Below are 19,317 nucleotides of genomic sequence, written 5' to 3'. Positions count from 1 at the left end.
GGAGGACTATCTATGGCGCTTGTACCTATGCGGCTACTTTTGGATCATGCTGCTGAAAACGGTTACGGTATCCCTGCTTTTAACGTTAACAACTTAGAGCAGATTCAAGCAATCATGAAAGCTGCCGATGAAACAGATAGCCCTGTAATTTTACAAGCTTCTCGCGGCGCTCGTAACTACGCTGGTGAAAACTTTCTGCGCCACCTGATTTTGGCAGCGGTAGAAACCTATCCTCATATTCCCATTGTCATGCACCAAGATCATGGTAATGCTCCTTCTACCTGCTATTCAGCTATCAAGAACAACTTCACCAGCGTGATGATGGATGGTTCTTTGGAAGCTGATGCTAAAACTCCTGCCAGCTTTGAATATAACGTTGCTGTCACCAAAGAAGTTGTCAATGTTGCTCACTCTTTGGGTGTGAGCGTTGAAGGTGAGTTAGGTTGTTTAGGTTCTTTAGAAACCGGTGCTGGTGAAGCTGAAGATGGCCACGGTTTTGAAGGTACTCTGGATCATTCTCAATTGTTAACCGATCCTGATCAAGCTGTTGAGTTTGTAGAAGCTACCCAAGTAGATGCTTTGGCTGTTGCTATTGGCACTAGCCACGGTGCTTATAAATTTACCCGTAAACCCACTGGCGAAATTTTAGCGATCAGCCGCATTGAAGAAATTCACCGCCGCTTACCTAACACCCACTTGGTAATGCACGGTTCTTCTTCTGTACCCGAAGATTTAATTGCATTGATCAACGAGTTTGGTGGTGCTATTCCTGAAACCTACGGTGTACCTGTTGAAGAAATCCAAAAAGGTATCAAGAGTGGTGTGCGTAAGGTAAATATTGACACTGATAACCGTTTGGCTATCACTGCGGCTGTACGTGAAGCTTTGGCTAAAGGTCCCAAGGAATTTGATCCTCGTCATTTCTTGAAGCCTTCGATTAAGTATATGCAAAAAGTTTGTGCTGACCGTTATCAACAGTTTGGAACTGCTGGTAATGCAAGCAAGATCAAACAAGTTTCTTTAGAAGAGTTTGCTGCTAAATACGCTAAAGGCGAATTAGTAATGAAAGCTGCTGCTAAAGTTTAATTTTTTCTCAAAAATAAAATAGGGTGTAGCCTTGCTATACCTATAGATAAATAAACCGGGGGCGTTTGTGGTTCCCGGTTTTTTTTTCAGCAAACCCTAGATAATATTTACACCGAAGGTATGAAAACTCAATTTTGATCATTGATATTTGTAGCTAGATCCCCAATTTCTTCAAGAAGTAGGGGATCTAATTTGCTAAAAGACTCGATGCTGTAAAGATGGCATTTGACGGCGCACCTGTTCCAAACGAGAAGGTTTAATTTCAGCGATCGCCACTCCTGGTTTATCCCCCGCATCAGCTAAAATTACACCCCAAGGATCAATAATCATGGCGTGTCCGTGGGTTTGACGACGAGCATAGTTAGTACCAGTTTGAGCCGGTGCAATGACATAACAAGTATTTTCAATTGCCCTAGCTTGTAATAATACTTGCCAGTGGTCTTTCCCTGTAAAAGCCGTGAAAGCCGCAGGAACAAACACAACATGGACTTCCTTATCTGCTAAATGCCGATATAATTCTGGAAAGCGGACATCATAACAAATAGAAAGTCCAATATTACCCAAGTTTTCCGAAAAATAGATTGGGGGTAATTCCTTACCAGCCATAACGGTGCTAGATTCTTGATAGGTGTTACCATCAGGGACATTGACATCAAATAAATGTGCCTTGTGGTAGCGAGCAAGTTCTTGACCATTAGGATCAATAAGTAAAGCCGTATTGTAAACTTTACCTGTGCTATTTACAGGTACAGGAAAGCCGCCGCCCAGGATAGTAACTTGAAAGCGTTGCGCCATTTTTTTGAGAAATGTCTCTGTTGTTTGGGCGATCGCATCTCCTTGGGCAAGTTTATCTTTTTCCTCTCCCATAAAAGAGAAATTTTCTGGCAAACCCACTAACTCAGCACCCTGGCGCACGGCCAGATCAATAAATTCTTCTGCTTGTGCCAAATTTTTCTCTAGATCAGGCACACTGGTCATTTGAATAGCGGCGGCTAAATAAGACTTCATAGATTCAACAACAAACAGTGGATGACGGGATAGACTCTCAAATATAGCCGTAGACAGAGTAGTTAGGACATCAATGAATCATGAAACTCTCACTCTAATAGGGTTTTACTCCTGACTCCTGTACGGGCGAAGTAGGGGCGAAGCATTCGGAAAATAGCCTTTTCATAAAATTGATCATTGGTCGCCCGAATGCTTCGCCCTTGCAGAAAAATAGCCTTTTCATAAAATTGATCATTGGTCGCCTTCAAGCTTCGCCCCTACGACTCCTGACTCCTGGTATATATCGGTCTATACAGAATATCCCTAGCGTCTTATCTTAATATTCCTGTTGATTATAGGAAACTATTTACAGCTATTTTCAGGTTTAACCCATTTTTAAGTGCTGTTTTAAAGTCGGTGGCAGATTTTTAGCTGCTTCTAGTCCGTCCACATCTTCCCAGTTAGTATTTTTATCCCAGCGGATATAACCAAACAATTCATCACCAAAATTTGGTGAGTTATTTAATAATTTTACTGGCGGTTAATCCAAATACCCCTTAAACCAGCCTTTCTTGCGCCATGATAGTCATCTGTAATGCTGTCGCCAATATGCCATGCTTCTTCTGGTGAACAGTTATGACTTTGCAAAGCTATGTTAAAAATTTCCGGATCTGGTTTAGCTGTACGTACTTGGGTAGAAATGGTAATAGATTTAAAATAGTCTCTGAGTCCTAAGCTTTGTAATACTGAGTATAACCGAGAATCAAAGTTAGATAAAACACCCAACTCAACTCCCAACCGTCGCCAGTTCACTAAAGCTAAAGGAACATCTGGATAAACAAACCAAGGTTCAGCAGTACCAAAATGTATATAAAGTTCGCTAAAAAAAGCTGAAAAATCAGAAAATTCCCTGAGTACCCCTGCACCTTCAAAGGTATTGAGGGCGATGATCCGCCACCAGTCAAATTCTCGTTGGGGAATATCTTTAATATCTGGATCAAGAAATATCGGTGGTGGTGCTGCTTTAAAGCTTTTAAAAAATTCTTTATTTAAAATTTCTGGGGCAACTGTAACGGCAAATTCCTGGGCTATTTGACTATAAATTGCCCCTACACTACCTTTAACACCAAATAGTGTACCTACAGCATCTAAAAAAATAACTTTTGGTTTTTTCATAAGGAGATCAGGTGACAGGTGACAGTAAGAAGGCAAGAGGCAAAAGGCAAGAGGCAAAAGGGAAGAGTTTATTCTTACCAATCAGCAATTACCAATTACCAATTACCGATTACCTATTTTACTGAGAAAGTGTTTTAATGATCGGACTAACTAACCAATTAAACCCGACTTTTAACTGATGTTCTAAGGTTGGTAATCTGTATAAATAAGCTAACCGACGGGCGATGTATGCTAAAGAACCATCGAGTTTAACACCTAAACCTGTGAGGGTGGCGTTATCTATTCCCAAAGCCATCATTTCCCCTAGTTGTTGATAGCGGAAGGGAAGTAAAGGACGATTTGTTAAAGATGCCCAAATGTTCCATGCTGTATAATCTGCTTGTTGAAATGCTACTTGGGCGGTTGCGGGTACTTGTTTTTCTTCTGCATCTTTACAGTCTGCTAAGTCTCCTAAAGCGAAAATTTCGGGATGTTCTAAGACTTGTAATGTGGTTGTAGTGGTGATTTGTCCGCGTTGGTTTTGCTTGAGGGGTAGATTTTTTACCACTGGGGAAACTCTTGTACCGATTGTCCAAATTACCAAATCTACAGGAATTTCATCTACTTGATTTTTATACTCCAGGGAAATGGTATTTTCTCCTATTGATAATACTTTGGTTTCTAAATCTATAAACACGCCTCTAGCATCTAAGGCTTGTTTTGCGGCTTCGCGGTTAAATTCTGGGGAATTTCTTAAAATTTGATCACTGATTTCAATCAGGCGAAATCTGCCTTTTTCTCCTAGTCTATCTGCTAGTTTACAAACTAATTCTACGCCACTGTAACCACCGCCAACTATGGCAACACGAATTTTTTCAGGATTTGATGCTTCTAAAATTCTCAGGCGTTCTTCTAGGTGATAAGCATCCGTGATGGTACGGAAGGGGTAAGCATGGTTGACTGCACCGGGTACTAAATCTAGGGGTGTTTCGCCACCTAATGCTAATACTAGGCGATCGTAGTGGATTTTTTGCCCATCTTGCAATTGTACCTGTTGTTTGTCGGTGTCGATTTCTGAGATTGTGGCTTGATGAAAACGTACTCCTGTCCCTTGTAGCAGTTCTTGGTATGGTGGGGCTATTTCCCAGGTTTGTAGTTCGCCAGTGAGGAGTTCGTAAAGTAGGGGAGAGAATAGAAAGCGATCGCTCTGATCTACTAAGATTATCTCAGGTTTGGGTGTATTTTCCCAGGGTAACTGGCTTAACCGTAAGGCGGTGTAGAGACCTCCAAAGCCTCCACCTAGTATACAGATTTTTGTAGTTGTTTTTGTAGTTGTTTGTGTCATGGTTTTGCTCAGAGGCTAAATTCTAGCAGGTTGATTTATTTTTAGTGTTATTCTTAGTGTAATGATTTATTGTGATATAGACTTGAATCAGATACGCAATTTATATCAAAAGCCATAAGGTAAAAGACTTTTCACACTGTCACCTGTCACCTGCTATATTACGTTCTCTTGCCATTAGCCAACAATCCTGATATTTACCTTCGTGTAGATCATGACATGGTAACAGCTTAATTTTCACAAACCCACATTTTTCATAGCAGCGAATAGCACGGTGATTTTTTACATTAGGATCAATTACTATTTTTAACGCTTGCAGGGTGTTAAATAGATATTCTATCGCTAAAGATAACACTTTTGTCCCAATTCCCTGATTCCAATATTGAGTTTCACCGATAAATAAGTCAATGCCATAGACATTATTTGTATCTTGTAAAGAATACATTTTGCTAATATGTTCTGGTAGTTTATTCAGTTCATAATATTGTAAATAACCAATGTCTATATTTTGATATGAGAAAATCCTGGGAATAAGTGATTCTTTTCCTAATATTCTGGGCTTATAGGTTTTGATTGCCTTCTCTAAATCATAAGGTTGATCTCTTCCCCCATAGAATTGTAATACTTTTTCATCTGTGCGCCATTTTTCCATTAATAAATAGTCATGTTTATGATTTTGCATGGGACGAATTTTTATTTCGTCTTTGATAATTAGCATAGGTTATATTTATATAAATTCTCTTGGTTTTTCTTCATGTTAATAGTAGGTAATATACGGACTATACAACCATTTTTAATACTTTAATTACCTGACTAATACTCAATGATTACAAGTTTTTGAAACTTGATTTACTTAATATTCCTACTAACTTACATTATATTACCATTATTATCAAATTTTAGCACTAATACCCGGTATTTATTATAAGTTTTATAAAGATGTCAATTTTTGCTTGCTAACTTGTCACCTACACCATTAATGATCTATTAATGGTTTATGATTCTGCTTGTATTGCTGTGTTGAGATTAATTTTTTGATTGGTAAAATCAGGAATAGATGATTGAGTTTTTATTTGCGGACATTGTTTAATTTCAGCATCATTTTTTGCCTGAATTGTTGACGGCAATCCTGTTTCTATGGTAGAATAAAGACGGTTAAATTCACGCTGAAAATGTGCAGATACTGTAGGACTTTCAATAATTAACAAAGTTTCGTCGTTATTATGATTTCCTGCTTCTGACCAATTATGAGAACCTGTAATTACTGTTGTGTTATCAATAATCCCAAATTTATGATGCAAAGAATCACCTGTTGCTAATGTGGGTATTCCAACGCTAGTAATAGGATTTTGCCAAGGACGGTTATCAACTTCATATTTACAGTTTTCAATTACAGCTAAACCCATCATATCTAAAGCTTCACTGTAGGAACGATAGGCAAATTGTGAGTCAAGTAAAGCGCGAATTTTTACATTTTGATTATGGCGATTTTCCAAAATATTGGCAATTCTTTGATCGGAAAATACAAACAATGCCATATCTATATTTTTACTTGATTTATCTAAGGTTTGGGAAATTAAACCATTACTAGAATTATTCCAAGGTTGAGTGGGAGAAACAGGGGAAAAGTTGACGGTAATTAGATTGTTGACTAAAGTAATTGTTTGGGGTTTACGTATAGGTTTGTTAACACCAAATTTACTATCTGGGTTTCCTCCTGGTCCATCACCCCAGAGGATATTAAATTCTTCGGTAAATAAATTAGCTAAGTCTTGACTATCAATTTTCAATAAGTTATTTGCATTACCTAAACTGCTAGAATTGCTAATATCTCCTGAAGTGTCACTGAAAGTAAAATTAGCAGAAGTAATTATCACAAAACGATTATCAACAATGATAAATTTATGGTGCATCAAACCACTACCAGCAGAACCATCTGCTGTGTCATCTATCCAGGGAATTTTACTATTTTTGATAATGACTAAAGCATCACGTTGATTGATTTCCTCTAGTGTGATTTCATTATCTTGATTAATATCAACAAATTTTCTAAATTCTTTGTATCTTGCTTTTTCTCTTCCTTCTAACTTTTTAACTTCTACATCAGTTAAACTACTCCAAGGACGAGAATAGTTGTTTTCTAAAATTAACCGAACTTTAACGCCAGATTTTTGTTTTTCTGCTAATGCTTGGGCAATTTTTGGTAAACGTAATTCTTGGACTGCTATATCTATGGTAAATTGGGCTTGGGAAATAAGATCAAGAATCTGTTTTTCTAAATCATCTCCTAACCGGGTTTGTTGTCGGTAGGTTTCTTGATATTCTGACGCTTGGGAATGATTGAAGTAAACTTGAATTAATTGATCTTGGAGTAGTGGTGCTAACCTTTGATTTGAAGATTGATTTGAAGAGTTGACTTTTTGACAACTGGTGAGAGTAAACAAAAAGAAAAATATATAAGATAAAAACTTAAGATGGGGAAAAATGGACATGATAATCTGATACAAATAAATAAGGGATAATTAAGGAAGTTAGAAGTTATGTACAATTCATGGAAGAACGAACAATGAAGAAGGGAAGGACAGGAAGTAAAGAGGTGAGATAGGTATTTTTTGTGAGTGCTAAGAGGGTGTTTGAAAAGTCATGATTGATGTATCAAATATTTTATACCCCTCCCTAACCCTCCCCTTGGTAAGGGGAGGGAACTGGATTTTCTTGTTTCCTCCCTTGATAAGGGGAGATTAAGGGGGGTAAAAATGTGATAAAAATACGAGATACAACTTTTAAAATATCCTCTAAGAAAGCAAAAAGTTCTGACTCCTGACTCCTGACTCCTAATAATTTATTATTGCCCATAATAGATGTTAAATTATCAAAATTATTGATTTTATGCAAATTTATCTAGATTACAGTGCTACTACTCCCCCTCGTCCTGAGGCGATCGCTGTTATGCAATCAGTTTTAACTCAACAGTGGGGTAATCCTTCTAGTTTACATGAATGGGGCAACCGTGCAGCTTTAATTTTAGAAACTGCGCGGATGCAAGTTGCAGGTTTAATCAATGCTGTTCCTGAATCAATTATTTTTACTTCTGGGGGAACGGAAGCAGATAATTTAGCGATTATGGGTGTAGCTCGATGTTATGCTGTACCGCAACATATTATTATTTCTAGTGTGGAACATTCGGCTATTTCTGAACCAGTGGGAATGTTAGAAAGTTGGGGTTGGGATGTCACCCGGTTGGGTGTAGATGCACAAGGTAGAGTTAATCCTGAAGATTTAAAAGCAGCTTTACGACATAATACAGTTTTAGTATCTATGATTTATGGACAAAGCGAAGTGGGGACGGTTCAACCTATAGTAGAATTGGGAAAAATTGCTAAATTACATGATGCTTTATTTCATACAGATGCAGTACAAATTGCTGGACGTTTAGCGATAGATGTGAATAATTTACCTGTTGATTTATTGAGTATTTCTAGTCATAAATTATATGGTCCTTTGGGTGCGGGTGCTTTATATGTGCGTCCAGGGGTGGAGTTAATACCTTTGTTGGGTGGTGGTGGCCAGGAAAAAAAATTGCGTTCTGGTACACAAGCAACTCCCGCTATTGCTGGTTTTGGGGTTGCTGCGGAGTTAGCTGGAAAGGAGTTAGAAGGGGAAAAAATAAGATTAATAAAATTGCGCGATCGCCTCTTTTCTTTGTTAGAAAATGTCCCCGGTTTAATTCCTACTGGTGATATGATTAATCGTTTACCCCATCATCTGAGTTTTTGTTTAGAATATGCAGATGGTGAAAAAATCAGTGGTAAAACTTTAGTTCGTCAGTTAAATTTAGCGGGAATTGGTATTAGTGCGGGTGCTGCTTGTAATAGTGGTAAATTAAATCCTAGTCCGATTTTATTAGCAATGGGATATTCCCAAAAAGCCGCTTTAGGAGGAATTAGGTTCACCTTAGGAAAACAGACAACGGAAGCGGATATTGATTGGACTGCGATGGTTTTGAAACAGGTTTTGCAGAGGTTGGTAAATGTGGAAGTAGTCAGGAGTTGATTGTGAGAATTTTTTGTCAGAATCAGAATGTCCAGGATTAAAGGATTTACAGGATTTTTGTCTCACTCCTTCTCTCGTTCCCAGTCAGAGACTGGGAATGCTATCATAGAGTCTCTGACTTAAATTTTATTACAAAAGGCAGAGCCTTTAATAATTCATTCCCATACAGAGTATGGGAACGAGTAAATTACCAATTACTAATTACTAATTACCAATTACCAATTATGTATCAAACAGATCCACCACGTTCTCCTCAAGAAGTATTACCAACGATGTATGATCTTAAAAGTGAAGATCCAGAGGAAAAAGGTTTGCCAGATCAATTTCATTTATTACAACCTCGTTTATTAGACGAAACTTTTAAATCTCCTGTTTATCCTAGCGACAAAATATTTACCGCTAGTGATATGAATTTATATTATGATCCCAATCATCCCACATGGTATAAAAGACCAGATTGGTTTGTATCTGTGGGTGTTTCTCCCCTTTATAAAAATGGTGATTTACGTTTGAGTTATGTAATTTGGCAAGAGGGAATTACTCCTTTTGTAATAGTTGAATTACTTTCACCAGGAACAGAAAAGGAAGATTTAGGACAGACTTTGCGGGATGTGGAAAAACCGCCGACAAAATGGGAAGTTTATGAACAGATTTTAAGGATTCCTTATTATGCGATTTTTGACCGTTATACCTATACATTTAGAATGTTTAAATTAGATGGTGGTCGTTATGCAGAAATAGATTTATCATCATTAAATTATCGGTTTTGGATACCCGAAATAGAGTTAGGTTTGGGTGTTTGGGAGGGAATATATAATAATATTCAACAACCTTGGTTAAGGTGGTATGATGTTTCTGTTAATTGGGTTTTGACTCCTACGGAACAGGAAAGAAAACAAAAGGAAAGATTGATAGAACAGTTAAGGGCGTTAGGTGTAGAACCTGATATTTAATAGACAACTGGTAGCATTTCCGCTATCACAAGTTCTAAATTAGGAAAATCTAGAGGTGATATTTTTTGATGTTCTGTGAAAATTTCTTGATTTTGATAACCGTCTATTGTTGGATTTCTAAATACAATTAATTCGCGTTTGACTACATCCAATACCCAATAATCTTTAATTCCTGCTTGAGAATAAGCTTTAGCTTTGATTTCTGTATCTAGTTTTAAACTATTATCTGCAACTTCAATGATAAAATAAATTTCATCTGGTGTAGGATGATGATCTGCATAGTCTAAAGGATCTATTTTGACTACAGCAACATCTGGTTCAGGTTCAGACCTTTCATTTAATTTTACAGGGTCTTGAATAGCTATCCAAGCCTGATTTTCTAAAAGATTTTGTAGTAATTTATTTGTTCTTCCCACTGCTGAACGGTGGGCTGTTCCTTTAGCAACCATCCAAATTATTTTCCCTTCTAATAATTCTACTCGTTCACTTGGTTCAAATATTCCTGCTTCAGCCATTCTGTGGTATTCATCAACAGTCCACAGTCGCAATTGTAAGGGTGATTCTGTGGTTTGCATAGTTAATTGAGGTAAATATTTATTCTCTATTATAACTTCAGTTCGGGTTAAGAGTATTTTTGAAGTTACTCAACGGGAGAATAGGCTTTTCAGACTACTAAATATTAAGGTTTTCAGCTTATCCCGAACTCACGTTGTAATATTTCTATTTGCTCCATAACAGCTTGATAATAGGTTTCATTACCTTTTTGTATATATATCTCGGCTGCTTTTTTATAATCATTAATTGCACCCTGCTTGTCTCCCAAATTAAAGCAAGCATTCCCGCGATTATAGTAAGCATCTGCATAATCGGCATCAATGTTAATCGCTTGAGTGTAATCATCAATTGCACCCTGTTTATCTCCTAATTCTGAGCGAACATTACCCCGAAAAAAGTAAGCATTTGCATAATCGGCATCAATGTTAATCGCTTGAGTAAAATCATCAATTGCACCATGTTTATCTCCTAATTCTGAGCGAATATTGCCTCTATAACAGTAAGCTCTGGCATAATTTGGGTTAATATTTATAGCTTGAGTAAAATCATCAATTGCACCCTGTTTATCTCCTAATTCTGAACGAACATCACCCCGACAACAGTAAGCATAGTTATAATTGGGGTCAATATTAATCGCTTGAGTAAAATCATCAATTGCTCCTTGTTTGTCTCCTAATTCATATCGAGCCAGACCCCTATTTAAATAAGCAAGTTCATTATTCACTTGTATTTGTAAAGCTTGATTATAATAGGAAACAGCTTCTTCATAATCTTCCTTCTCACGGCACTCATCACCCAATTTGATATATTCATCAGCATCAAAAGATATGAAACTCTGTAAATAGCCACGCAAAGCTCCCGGATAGAATAATTCCTCTATTCCTACGAAAGCTTTAAAACGACGTGATTTAATTATATTAGTTGGTAAAAATCCTGCCAGAATTAGGTTATATTCAGATTGAGCTTCGCTCACTTCCTCTTGAATTAAAATACAAACTAAAACAGCATTTTTGTCAATTTCTTCTTGGCTTATTGACCATTTAATTGTATCCAAATTACCATTACGGGCTTTAACCTGAATACCAATTGATGAATCAGAAGTTAAAGTAAAATCAACCTTTCCATCTCCACCACTGTATTTTTCATAATCAACTTCAGTGACAAAATCACCTAAACGACTCTTAACAACTTCCTCACCCAACTTTCCTTTTAAATTATTGACAAAAACATCACGAATAGGTGTTGAAGTTCGTCTATATTTTTCCGCCATATCCCAGCAAAAATCCCGTAATTGCTTTAACCTTTCTCCAGAGATAACCGTCAACTCACTATGCTGGCCTTCCTTCTCACAATGGAGTAAGTCACCTGATTTAATTCTGGCTATAAAATCAGTCTGTTGTGCTTTGAATATTGTTATCCAGTCCATCTGTAAAAATTCCCCTTTATCTGACAAGGAATATATATTAATATTCCCCCAAAATCTGCAAAAATCACCAATTTAAATCACAAATTAGCTAACCTGCCCAGAAATGAAATTCAGCACTAATAGTTCAAGTCTACTAAAATAGACTAAAAGCTTTTTATAGTCGTCTAAATAGGACTTTTGCTATTAGCCTGATAATTCATTCTCAGGCGGGTATTTTACACAGTGTATCAAATTTTTCAATATGGCTGAACTACCTAAAACCCTAGAAGCGTGCAGTTCAATCCGGTGAAGCGGTAAAATCGTCCTTAGCTGAACGTACCAATTAATGAGAAAATAAAGACTTGCAATCATCCTTGTCTTGTATTGCTTCCCACCGAAAGGAATTTTTATCAATGTGGAAACGAATTGCGTTAATCTTGGTTTTAGTGTTCAGTATCAGTTTCAGTAACCCTGATGTTGCTGCTGCGGCTGGACTCAAAAGCTTTGTAGATACTGCTGATGGTTATCAGTTTTTATATCCTAATGGTTGGTTGCAAGTTAAAGTTACCGACGGTCCTGATGTGGTATTTCATGATTTAATCGAAGTATCAGAAAATGTCTCTGTGGTGATTAGTCCTGTTCCTGAAGGTAAAAGTTTAACTGAATTGGGAACACCCACCGAGGTAGGATATAAATTAGGAAAAGCTGCTCTTGCTCCTGAAGGTTCTGGACGTTCCGCAGAATTAGTTAATGTTGCTCAAAAAGAAACTGATGGTAAAACATACTATTTTCTAGAGTATGAAGTTCAACTTCCTAACCGTGAAAAACGCCACAATATAGCTAGTGTTGCTGTGAGTCGTGGTAAGTTGTTTACTTTTAACGCTTCTGTACCTGAAAGACGTTGGAAAAAACTGCAACGCATGATTGATGAAGTTGTCAGTTCTTTTACGGTTTATTAATTTAGCTGATTGGGATGATCAATTTTAGATTTTAAATTTTAGATTTTAGATGGAAATGAAGTAAGTAAAATCCAAAGTCCAAAATTTAAAATCTAATACCCAATTACCAATTACCAATTACCAATTACCAATTACTTATGAATATTCCTGATTTTATACTTGCTTCTGCTTCTCCTGCACGTCGTCGTTTGTTGCAAACTGTGGGTATTGAACCTATTGTTAAAGCTAGTGATTTTGATGAGTCGCAAATTCAAATTAGTGAACCAAAAGCATTAGTAGAAATTTTAGCTAAGTGTAAAGCTGAAACTATTGCACCTGAGTTTCCCTCTGGGTTAGTGATGGGTTGTGATTCGGTTTTAGCCATTGATGGACAGATTTATGGTAAACCAGAAAATGCAGAAGTGGCGATCGCTCGTTGGAATTTAATGCAGGGTAATTTTGGTGATTTGTATACTGGTCATGTTTTAATTGATAATACCCAAAATCGCACTGTTGTTAAATGTCAAATTACTAGGGTTTATTTTGGAAAAATGAGCGATCGCGCCATTGCAGCTTATGTTCAAACAGGTGAACCCCTTAAATGTGCCGGTGCTTTTGCTTTAGAAGGTTTTGGTAGTTTATTTGTGGAAAAAATCGAAGGTTGTCATAGTAATGTAATTGGTTTGAGTTTACCATTACTGCGGCAAATGTTAGCAGAATTAGGTTATGAAGTTACAGATTTTTGGCAATAGTTGAGTAATGATTATTCCTAATTTACCTCATTCCTTTACCTTCCAAAATCCAGAGATTTATCAAACATTCTGACTCCTGACTCCTGACTCCTTACCTTAATCACAATTTTCACTTAACCAATTACTTAAATCACCTTCAGTTTTAAAATCTAATAAAGCTTCCCCCAAATCTTCTAACTGTGTAAAAGATAAATCTGCAATTTGATTTTGAATTTCTGTACCTATTTTTCCTAAATGACGCTGAAGCTGACGCATAATTAACTTCACTTCCGAGCGTCTTCCCTGTTCTAAACCTTCTCTAACAATTTTTTGATAAACTACAGATTCTTGCATAATATCCTCCCGAAAATAAACGTTAATTAAAATCAGCAAAATGTTATATATAGTGTAATTGATTATATTTTTATAATTCTTAATACAATAGTACAATACAATGTACTCACTAATAGTAAACTAAATTATAAATTACATCGTTTACATAAAAAATATGTCTTCCATTTCTACCCCATCCCTACGTGAACAACAACATCCCTTGATTTGTAAACTAGCTGATACAATTGAAGCAGCTTGGCATAAATACCTAGACTTATCACCCTATCATTTACCTGCGGAATTAGGATATGTAGAAGGTAGACTAGAAGGGGAAAAACTAATTATAGAAAATCGTTGTTATCAAAGTACCCACTTTCGTAAAATGCACTTGGAACTAGCAAGAGTGGGAAATATGTTAGATATTTTGCATTGTGTGATGTTTCCCCGTCCAGAATATGATATACCTATGTTTGGTTGTGATTTAGTTGGAGGTAGAGGTCAAATTAGTGCTGCGATCGCTGACCTTTCTCCTGTCAACTTAGAACGGATTTTACCAGAAGGTTATAATTCCCAACTCAGCCAGTTAACAACTATTAACTTTTCCCAATCCCGTGATTTACCAGATTGGGGAAATATCTTTTCTGACTTTTGTTTGTTTATTCGTCCCAGTTCTTTAGAAGAAGAAAGCTTATTTTTGGGAAGAGTAAAAGACTTTTTAGATATTCATTGTAGTCAAGCGATCGCATCTATTCCCGTAGCAGCAGAAAAAGTACCTGTAATTATTGCCGGACAACATAATTATTGTACAAAACAACAACAAAATGATAAAACCCGACGAGTTCTAGAAAAAGCTTTTGGTGAAGATTGGGCAGAAAATTACATGACTACGGTATTATTTGATTTACCACAATAAGTCAGTAATCAGCTATCAGTAATCAGTAATCAGTAATCAGTTATTAGTTATCATCGAATAGCAGTAAGAGCAGGGAGCATCCCAAATGTGTCAGTTTATTTTAAGTTTATTTTTATCTAAACAATAGAAAATTACCCCTCGCTTGATATGATTGAACCGCAAAGAACGCAAAGAACACAAAGAAAGATGTTAGAGAATTTAGCGCAGACTCATCAAGAAACAGTATAACAAGGATACAGAGTTTTGTTAAATTACACCAGTGTTAATCAGAGCAATTTACAGACTATGATTGATTGTTTTCAGGTTCTTGCGGATCATTGACTGCTGACAGATGAATGCTTACAGCAGTTTTCATGTCTTTAGACCACAGTAAGGGCGAAGCATTCGGATGATAGTCTTAGATAAAAACCGATAATTAATTGTCCGAATGCTGATGCTTCCAGCACGCTTCGCGAACGCCCCTACATTGTTCACGCGAAACCTAAATCAAAATGTGGTTTATTTACCTGAAAATAGCTGTAATTGAAAAATTTTTAAGACTCCCTATCTGTAAGCTTCGTTACGTTTTTTCATCACTAATAAATGTAGAATTTATTTAACTAGAGTTAAATGGGAGTTTAAAATCGGTAGAAATAAAAGTAGCGCATCATATATTATCAGGAAATTACCAAAAATATTTGTTGTTTTGTTAGATGTAAACAAATAAATTGGTTCACAGGTTAACAATTCAGTTGTTAACAATTCAGTTAAGAAAACATTGATATTAGGAATTTTCTATTTGATATAGGGGTATGTAACACTTCTTCATACCCAGATCCCTGACTTCTAATATCAATTCTTAATTTATTTTTGCGTGATTATGATTAGCGCATTTATTCCATATTGCTGGGATAAATCATCAGCAATAAAAAATATTTGCTTAATATTTGCTTATCTGGGTGCTGAATGTGGTGAATTAAACAGTGCGAATTCCTGTAATTTTTTGTGCAATCACAACTTATATTTTACCAAATCAACTGAGGCTAATTTGCTTTTTTACTTTCACAAATCACAAATTAGATAAAAGGGCAACATATCATGTCAAGGGTGACTGAAAAGCCAAAGTTAACAGAATCGGCACTAGAAAAATCTCAAGTTTGGTTGAAAGTTGCTATAGCCTTACCAGTAGCGATCGCCGCTGGTGTTCTAGGTACAGCCAGAATTGAACAATTAAAAAAACTAACTTCCTCCGTATCCATAGCTCCTACTCCCAGTAGTATTAGTGCTGTGGGCAGATTAGAACCGCGAGGAGAAGTAATTAAAATAGCTGCTCCCAACTCAGGACTATCAGCAGGTTCACGAGTACAACAACTATTGGTAAAAGAAGGACAAAAAGTACAGCAAGGTCAAGTTATTGCCATTTTAGACAGCCGCGACACCAATATGGCCGCAGTCGAAGAAGCAAAAGCCAGACTACAAGAATCTCGTGCTAATTTAGCCCAAGTAAAAGCTGCTTCACCAAGAGATATTCAAGCTCAAACAGCGGTCATTTCTCGTTTACAAGCACAGCTAGAAGGAGAAAAACAAGCCCAACAAGCGACTATTGCCCGCATCGCAGCCGAATTAAGTGGGGAAAAAATCGCCCAAACTGCCACAATTAAACGTCTAGAAGCCGAACTCAGTGGACAAAGAGATAGTTTAAGAGCCACAATTAACCGGGTACAAGCTGAACAGCGCAATGCTCAAGTTGATGCCGGACGCTATGAGTTTTTATATCAACAGGGGGCTATTTCCCAGCAAGAAAGGGATAGAAGACGTTTGAGTGCTGTCACCGCTACTCAGCAACTGCGGGAAACTCAAGCTAGTTTGAGACAAGCACTAGGAACACTACAACAACAAATTGCTGAAGCTAGAGCTACTCAAATCCAAACTATCGCTACTTTACAGCAGCAACTGATCGAGGCTACGGCCACCCGCGACAAAACTGTGTCCACATTACAAAGGCAAATTGACGAGGAAAGAGCGAGATTAAGCAGGTTATTAGATGTGCGTCCTACTGATGTACAAATGGCACAAGCTCAAATTAGTAATGCGATCGCCTTTGTCAGAAAAGCCCAAGCAGAACTGCAACTAAGTTATGTCAAAGCCCCAACCCCTGGAGAAATTTTAAAAGTTCACACCAAATCCGGGGAAGTCATGAGTACAAATGGCATTGCGGAAATTGGACAAACGGATCAAATGTTTGTCATTGCTGAAATTCCCGAAGATAGTATTGGTAAAGTTCGTGTTGGTCAAAGTGCGACTATCACCAGTGATAACGGCGCATTTAGCGGGCAAATCAAAGGCAATATCACAGAAATTGGCCGAAAAATCGGTAAAAAAGATGTACTGAATACAGATCCAGCGGCAGATATTGATGCCAGAGTCGTAGAAGTCAAAATTTCTCTTTCTCCCGCAGATAGTCAACAAGTTTCTGGTTTAACTAACGCTAAAGTGATTGTGGAAATTAACACAGATGACATCACCAAAACCAGGTAATTTGAAATTAACTTGATGGTAATAAAACTGGGAGCATCCCCATAAAAGAAAAAATCAACACAGCCACACCAAAAACTCTCTAAAACTCTCTTACCTTTGTGTCCTTTGCACGCCAGTTGCTACAAGTCGGCAGAGCCGCCCAACGCACTGGCTCGTCTTTGCGGTTCAATCAAATTCAGCCAAATTCAGCATGGAATAATTTTCTGTTATTAGATAAAAATCAACTTCCACATTTGGGATATTCCCATAATACCTGGAATTGATTCATTTAATTAATCCCAAATCCAACATCTCCAATCCAAAATTAAATGACTCAAAAAATACCTCTATCTTGGCTACAACTGACAAGAGAAAAAACTCGCCTAGCTGTGGCTTTATCAGGTATTGCCTTTGCTGATATCTTGATGTTTATGCAGCTAGGTTTTCGGGATGCACTATATTACAGTAACGTCAGAATGCACAGCAGTTTAAAGGGTGACATTGTTGTAATTAACAATCAATCTAATGCTGTATTAGCAATGAAACCTTTTTCCCAAAGGCGATTATATAAAGCTTTAGATGTGCCAGCAGTGGAATCAGTGCATCCGATCTATTTAGACTATACCACTTGGAAAAATCCTATTACTGGTCGCCCTCGTAGTATCCTAACTTTTGCCTTCAACCCAGAATTTAATGTTTTTGATTTGCCCGGAGTAGAAGAAAATATCAATAAATTGAAAATGCCAGATGTGGTATTATTTGACCGTTCTTCTAGGGTAGAATATGGATCAATTGCTAGTGATTTTGAACAGGGAAAAAATGTCACAGCAGAAGTGAGAAGACGACGAATTAAAGTAGCAGGATTATTTACTTTAGGAGCATCCTTTGGCGCAGATGGCAATTTAATTACCAGTGATGTTAACTTTTTGCGAATATTTAATAATCGCCAAAGAGGATTAATTGATATCGGGTTAATTAGATTAAAACCTGGTTCAGATGTCAACCAAGTGGCTGCATATTTGCGGACTTATTTACCTACAGATGTGAATGTTTTCACCAAAGAAGAATTTATTGATTTTGAAAGAAACTATTGGGCAACGAGTACCGCTATTGGTTTTATTTTCACTTTAGGGACAATTATGGGTTTTATTGTGGGAACTGTAATTGTTTATCAGATTTTGTATACAGAAGTAACAGATCATTTATCTGAATATGCTACTCTCAAAGCCATAGGTTATACACAAAATTATTTATTAACAGTCATTCTGCAAGAAGCTTTTATGTTAGCAGTTTTAGGATACATTCCTGGATTTGCTTGTGCTTTATTTCTTTACCGAGTTGCTAGAGATGCCACACTTTTACCAGTTTTTATGAGTTATTATCGGGCTATTATGGTACTAATATTAACTATTTTAATGTGTTTTATTTCTGGTGTAATAGCCATGAGAAAATTACGCTCCGCTGATCCTGCTGATATTTTCTAAAGTGGAAGGCAGGAGAGGAGAATTTTAGATTTTAGATTTTAGATTTTAGATTTTAGATTGGAGATGACAAAAACAATCCAAAATCCTTTCATCCAAAATCCTTTCATTGCATCACCAATCACCAATTACCAATCACCTATGATGAACACTTCAGAACCAGTAATTGCCATTAAAAATATCAACCATTATTATGGTCGAGGGGCGCTGAGAAAACAAATTTTATTTGATATTAACCTAGAAATATATCCGGGAGAAATTGTCATTATGACTGGTCCATCAGGTTCAGGTAAAACCACATTACTAAGCTTAATTGGTGGGTTGCGGTCTGTACAAGAAGGAAGCCTGAAATTTTTAGGTAAGGAACTATTTGGCTCTAGTCAAAGTCAATTGGTACAGAGTCGGCGTAATATAGGTTATATTTTCCAAGCTCACAATTTACTCGGTTTTTTAACTGCTAGACAAAATGTGCAAATGGCAGTGGAATTAAACGAGGGTATTTCTCAATTCCAAGCTATTAAAAAATCAGAAGCTATGTTGGGGGCAGTGGGGTTAGCTGAAAGGATGAACTACTACCCAGACAATTTATCTGGTGGGCAAAAACAAAGGATAGCGATCGCCCGCGCCTTAGTCAATCAACCTCCATTAGTTTTAGCAGATGAACCAACGGCAGCATTAGATAAACAATCAGGACGTGATGTGGTAGAAATCATGCAGCGTCTAGCAAAAGAACAAGGAACGGCAATTTTATTAGTTACCCATGATAACCGCATCCTAGATATAGCTGATCGTATCGTGGAAATGGAAGATGGTCTGTTAACTCGTGATGCTCAAAATATACCTATCAGCCACAAGGTAGGTCCGCAAGTTTCAGAGTCTCACTAACTAA

The 19,317-nt window shown here is 37.0% G+C and carries 19 protein-coding genes; 9 read left to right on the top strand and 10 right to left on the bottom strand.

The window, feature by feature from the left end:
- Positions 1–12: 12 nt before the first annotated feature.
- On the top strand, positions 13–1,086 hold the full coding sequence (gene fba, locus H6F45_RS11770) for a class II fructose-bisphosphate aldolase (RefSeq protein ID WP_096567579.1): 1,074 nt from the start codon (positions 13–15) through the stop codon (positions 1,084–1,086).
- Positions 1,087–1,281: 195 nt separating this feature from the next.
- On the opposite strand, the gene H6F45_RS11765 is transcribed toward fba, so the two are convergent.
- The 7 genes from H6F45_RS11765 to H6F45_RS11735 all read right to left on the bottom strand — a co-directional run bounded on the left by H6F45_RS11765 (position 1,282) and on the right by H6F45_RS11735 (position 7,465).
- Complete coding sequence (locus H6F45_RS11765) at positions 1,282–2,094, bottom strand: carbon-nitrogen hydrolase family protein (protein WP_137668441.1); 813 nt, start codon at positions 2,092–2,094, stop codon at positions 1,282–1,284.
- 89 nt (positions 2,095–2,183) lie between these two features.
- A complete protein-coding gene (locus H6F45_RS11760; protein ID WP_190347262.1) occupies positions 2,184–2,342 on the bottom strand; it encodes a hypothetical protein in 159 nt (52 codons plus the stop codon).
- Positions 2,343–2,604: 262 nt separating this feature from the next.
- Positions 2,605–3,249 carry an HAD family hydrolase gene (locus tag H6F45_RS11755; RefSeq protein ID WP_096567583.1) on the bottom strand — a complete coding sequence of 215 codons (645 nt, stop codon included), beginning with the start codon at positions 3,247–3,249 and terminating at the stop codon, positions 2,605–2,607.
- Between the two features lie 118 nt (positions 3,250–3,367).
- Positions 3,368–4,573, bottom strand: a complete 1,206-nt coding sequence (locus H6F45_RS11750) for an NAD(P)/FAD-dependent oxidoreductase (RefSeq protein WP_190347261.1) — start codon at positions 4,571–4,573, stop codon at positions 3,368–3,370.
- Between the two features lie 139 nt (positions 4,574–4,712).
- The gene (locus tag H6F45_RS11745; protein ID WP_096567587.1) at positions 4,713–5,288 is read right to left on the bottom strand and encodes a GNAT family N-acetyltransferase; all 576 of its coding nucleotides are present in this window, start codon (positions 5,286–5,288) and stop codon (positions 4,713–4,715) included.
- Between the two features lie 277 nt (positions 5,289–5,565).
- Positions 5,566–7,062: a phospholipase D-like domain-containing protein gene (locus tag H6F45_RS11740; protein WP_347237727.1), complete on the bottom strand. Its 1,497-nt coding sequence runs from the start codon at positions 7,060–7,062 to the stop codon at positions 5,566–5,568.
- Positions 7,063–7,246: 184 nt separating this feature from the next.
- Positions 7,247–7,465, bottom strand: coding sequence for a hypothetical protein (locus H6F45_RS11735; protein WP_096567589.1), 219 nt, complete (start codon positions 7,463–7,465; stop codon positions 7,247–7,249).
- Between H6F45_RS11735 and H6F45_RS11730 the strand changes: the two genes are divergently transcribed.
- Together H6F45_RS11730 and H6F45_RS11725 are read left to right on the top strand one after the other, a co-directional pair.
- A complete protein-coding gene (locus tag H6F45_RS11730) occupies positions 7,460–8,623 on the top strand; it encodes a cysteine desulfurase family protein (protein WP_190347260.1) in 1,164 nt (387 codons plus the stop codon). The two genes, H6F45_RS11735 and H6F45_RS11730, sit on opposite strands and share 6 nt — an antisense overlap.
- A gap of 224 nt (positions 8,624–8,847) precedes the next feature.
- Entirely contained in the window at positions 8,848–9,576 is a 729-nt protein-coding gene (locus tag H6F45_RS11725) for a Uma2 family endonuclease (RefSeq protein ID WP_190347259.1), read from the top strand.
- Here the strand turns inward: H6F45_RS11725 and H6F45_RS11720 are convergent.
- Both H6F45_RS11720 and H6F45_RS11715 read right to left on the bottom strand, forming a co-directional pair.
- Positions 9,573–10,151, bottom strand: coding sequence for a Uma2 family endonuclease (locus tag H6F45_RS11720; RefSeq protein WP_190347258.1), 579 nt, complete (start codon positions 10,149–10,151; stop codon positions 9,573–9,575). The two genes, H6F45_RS11725 and H6F45_RS11720, sit on opposite strands and share 4 nt — an antisense overlap.
- Before the next feature lie 113 nt (positions 10,152–10,264).
- Entirely contained in the window at positions 10,265–11,557 is a 1,293-nt protein-coding gene (locus H6F45_RS11715; protein ID WP_190347257.1) for a tetratricopeptide repeat protein, read from the bottom strand.
- Between the two features lie 392 nt (positions 11,558–11,949).
- On the opposite strand from H6F45_RS11715, the gene psbP reads away from it, so the two are divergent.
- The gene (gene psbP, locus H6F45_RS11710; RefSeq protein ID WP_190347256.1) at positions 11,950–12,495 is read left to right on the top strand and encodes a photosystem II reaction center PsbP; all 546 of its coding nucleotides are present in this window, start codon (positions 11,950–11,952) and stop codon (positions 12,493–12,495) included.
- Between the two features lie 137 nt (positions 12,496–12,632).
- A complete protein-coding gene (locus tag H6F45_RS11705; protein WP_096567597.1) occupies positions 12,633–13,226 on the top strand; it encodes a nucleoside triphosphate pyrophosphatase in 594 nt (197 codons plus the stop codon).
- A 96-nt stretch (positions 13,227–13,322) separates the two neighbouring features.
- Here the strand turns inward: H6F45_RS11705 and H6F45_RS11700 are convergent, their stop codons facing one another.
- Complete coding sequence (locus H6F45_RS11700; protein ID WP_199301803.1) at positions 13,323–13,598, bottom strand: DUF4351 domain-containing protein; 276 nt, start codon at positions 13,596–13,598, stop codon at positions 13,323–13,325.
- 115 nt (positions 13,599–13,713) lie between these two features.
- Here H6F45_RS11700 and H6F45_RS11695 point away from each other — a divergent pair, with 115 nt between their 5' ends.
- From H6F45_RS11695 to H6F45_RS11680, 4 genes are all read left to right on the top strand, one after another.
- On the top strand, positions 13,714–14,451 hold the full coding sequence (locus H6F45_RS11695; protein ID WP_190347255.1) for a phycocyanobilin:ferredoxin oxidoreductase: 738 nt from the start codon (positions 13,714–13,716) through the stop codon (positions 14,449–14,451).
- 1,077 nt (positions 14,452–15,528) lie between these two features.
- The gene (locus H6F45_RS11690; RefSeq protein WP_137667449.1) at positions 15,529–16,968 is read left to right on the top strand and encodes an HlyD family efflux transporter periplasmic adaptor subunit; all 1,440 of its coding nucleotides are present in this window, start codon (positions 15,529–15,531) and stop codon (positions 16,966–16,968) included.
- 308 nt (positions 16,969–17,276) lie between these two features.
- Entirely contained in the window at positions 17,277–18,431 is a 1,155-nt protein-coding gene (gene devC / locus H6F45_RS11685; RefSeq protein ID WP_190347254.1) for an ABC transporter permease DevC, read from the top strand.
- Positions 18,432–18,572: 141 nt separating this feature from the next.
- Positions 18,573–19,313 carry a DevA family ABC transporter ATP-binding protein gene (locus tag H6F45_RS11680; protein ID WP_137667452.1) on the top strand — a complete coding sequence of 247 codons (741 nt, stop codon included), beginning with the start codon at positions 18,573–18,575 and terminating at the stop codon, positions 19,311–19,313.
- Positions 19,314–19,317: the final 4 nt, after the last annotated feature.

Origin of the sequence: Sphaerospermopsis sp. FACHB-1194, assembly GCF_014696235.1 — a bacterium.
In the GTDB taxonomy this organism is placed as follows: Bacteria; Cyanobacteriota; Cyanobacteriia; order Cyanobacteriales; family Nostocaceae; genus Sphaerospermopsis; species Sphaerospermopsis kisseleviana.
This window is presented reverse-complemented; position numbering and strand designations above follow the sequence as displayed.

What these genes read in the sequence shown, in the direction of transcription:
- fba (WP_096567579.1), top strand. Translation starts at nt 13, where the DNA reads ATGGCGCTTGTACCTATGCGGCTACTTTTGGATCATGCTGCTGAAAAC.
- H6F45_RS11765 (WP_137668441.1), bottom strand. Translation starts at nt 2,094, where the DNA reads ATGAAGTCTTATTTAGCCGCCGCTATTCAAATGACCAGTGTGCCTGAT.
- H6F45_RS11755 (WP_096567583.1), bottom strand. Translation starts at nt 3,249, where the DNA reads ATGAAAAAACCAAAAGTTATTTTTTTAGATGCTGTAGGTACACTATTT.
- H6F45_RS11750 (WP_190347261.1), bottom strand. Translation starts at nt 4,573, where the DNA reads ATGACACAAACAACTACAAAAACAACTACAAAAATCTGTATACTAGGT.
- H6F45_RS11745 (WP_096567587.1), bottom strand. Translation starts at nt 5,288, where the DNA reads ATGCTAATTATCAAAGACGAAATAAAAATTCGTCCCATGCAAAATCAT.
- H6F45_RS11740 (WP_347237727.1), bottom strand. Translation starts at nt 7,062, where the DNA reads ATGTCCATTTTTCCCCATCTTAAGTTTTTATCTTATATATTTTTCTTT.
- H6F45_RS11730 (WP_190347260.1), top strand. Translation starts at nt 7,460, where the DNA reads ATGCAAATTTATCTAGATTACAGTGCTACTACTCCCCCTCGTCCTGAG.
- H6F45_RS11725 (WP_190347259.1), top strand. Translation starts at nt 8,848, where the DNA reads ATGTATCAAACAGATCCACCACGTTCTCCTCAAGAAGTATTACCAACG.
- H6F45_RS11720 (WP_190347258.1), bottom strand. Translation starts at nt 10,151, where the DNA reads ATGCAAACCACAGAATCACCCTTACAATTGCGACTGTGGACTGTTGAT.
- H6F45_RS11715 (WP_190347257.1), bottom strand. Translation starts at nt 11,557, where the DNA reads ATGGACTGGATAACAATATTCAAAGCACAACAGACTGATTTTATAGCC.
- psbP (WP_190347256.1), top strand. Translation starts at nt 11,950, where the DNA reads ATGTGGAAACGAATTGCGTTAATCTTGGTTTTAGTGTTCAGTATCAGT.
- H6F45_RS11705 (WP_096567597.1), top strand. Translation starts at nt 12,633, where the DNA reads ATGAATATTCCTGATTTTATACTTGCTTCTGCTTCTCCTGCACGTCGT.
- H6F45_RS11695 (WP_190347255.1), top strand. Translation starts at nt 13,714, where the DNA reads ATGTCTTCCATTTCTACCCCATCCCTACGTGAACAACAACATCCCTTG.
- H6F45_RS11690 (WP_137667449.1), top strand. Translation starts at nt 15,529, where the DNA reads ATGTCAAGGGTGACTGAAAAGCCAAAGTTAACAGAATCGGCACTAGAA.
- devC (WP_190347254.1), top strand. Translation starts at nt 17,277, where the DNA reads ATGACTCAAAAAATACCTCTATCTTGGCTACAACTGACAAGAGAAAAA.
- H6F45_RS11680 (WP_137667452.1), top strand. Translation starts at nt 18,573, where the DNA reads ATGAACACTTCAGAACCAGTAATTGCCATTAAAAATATCAACCATTAT.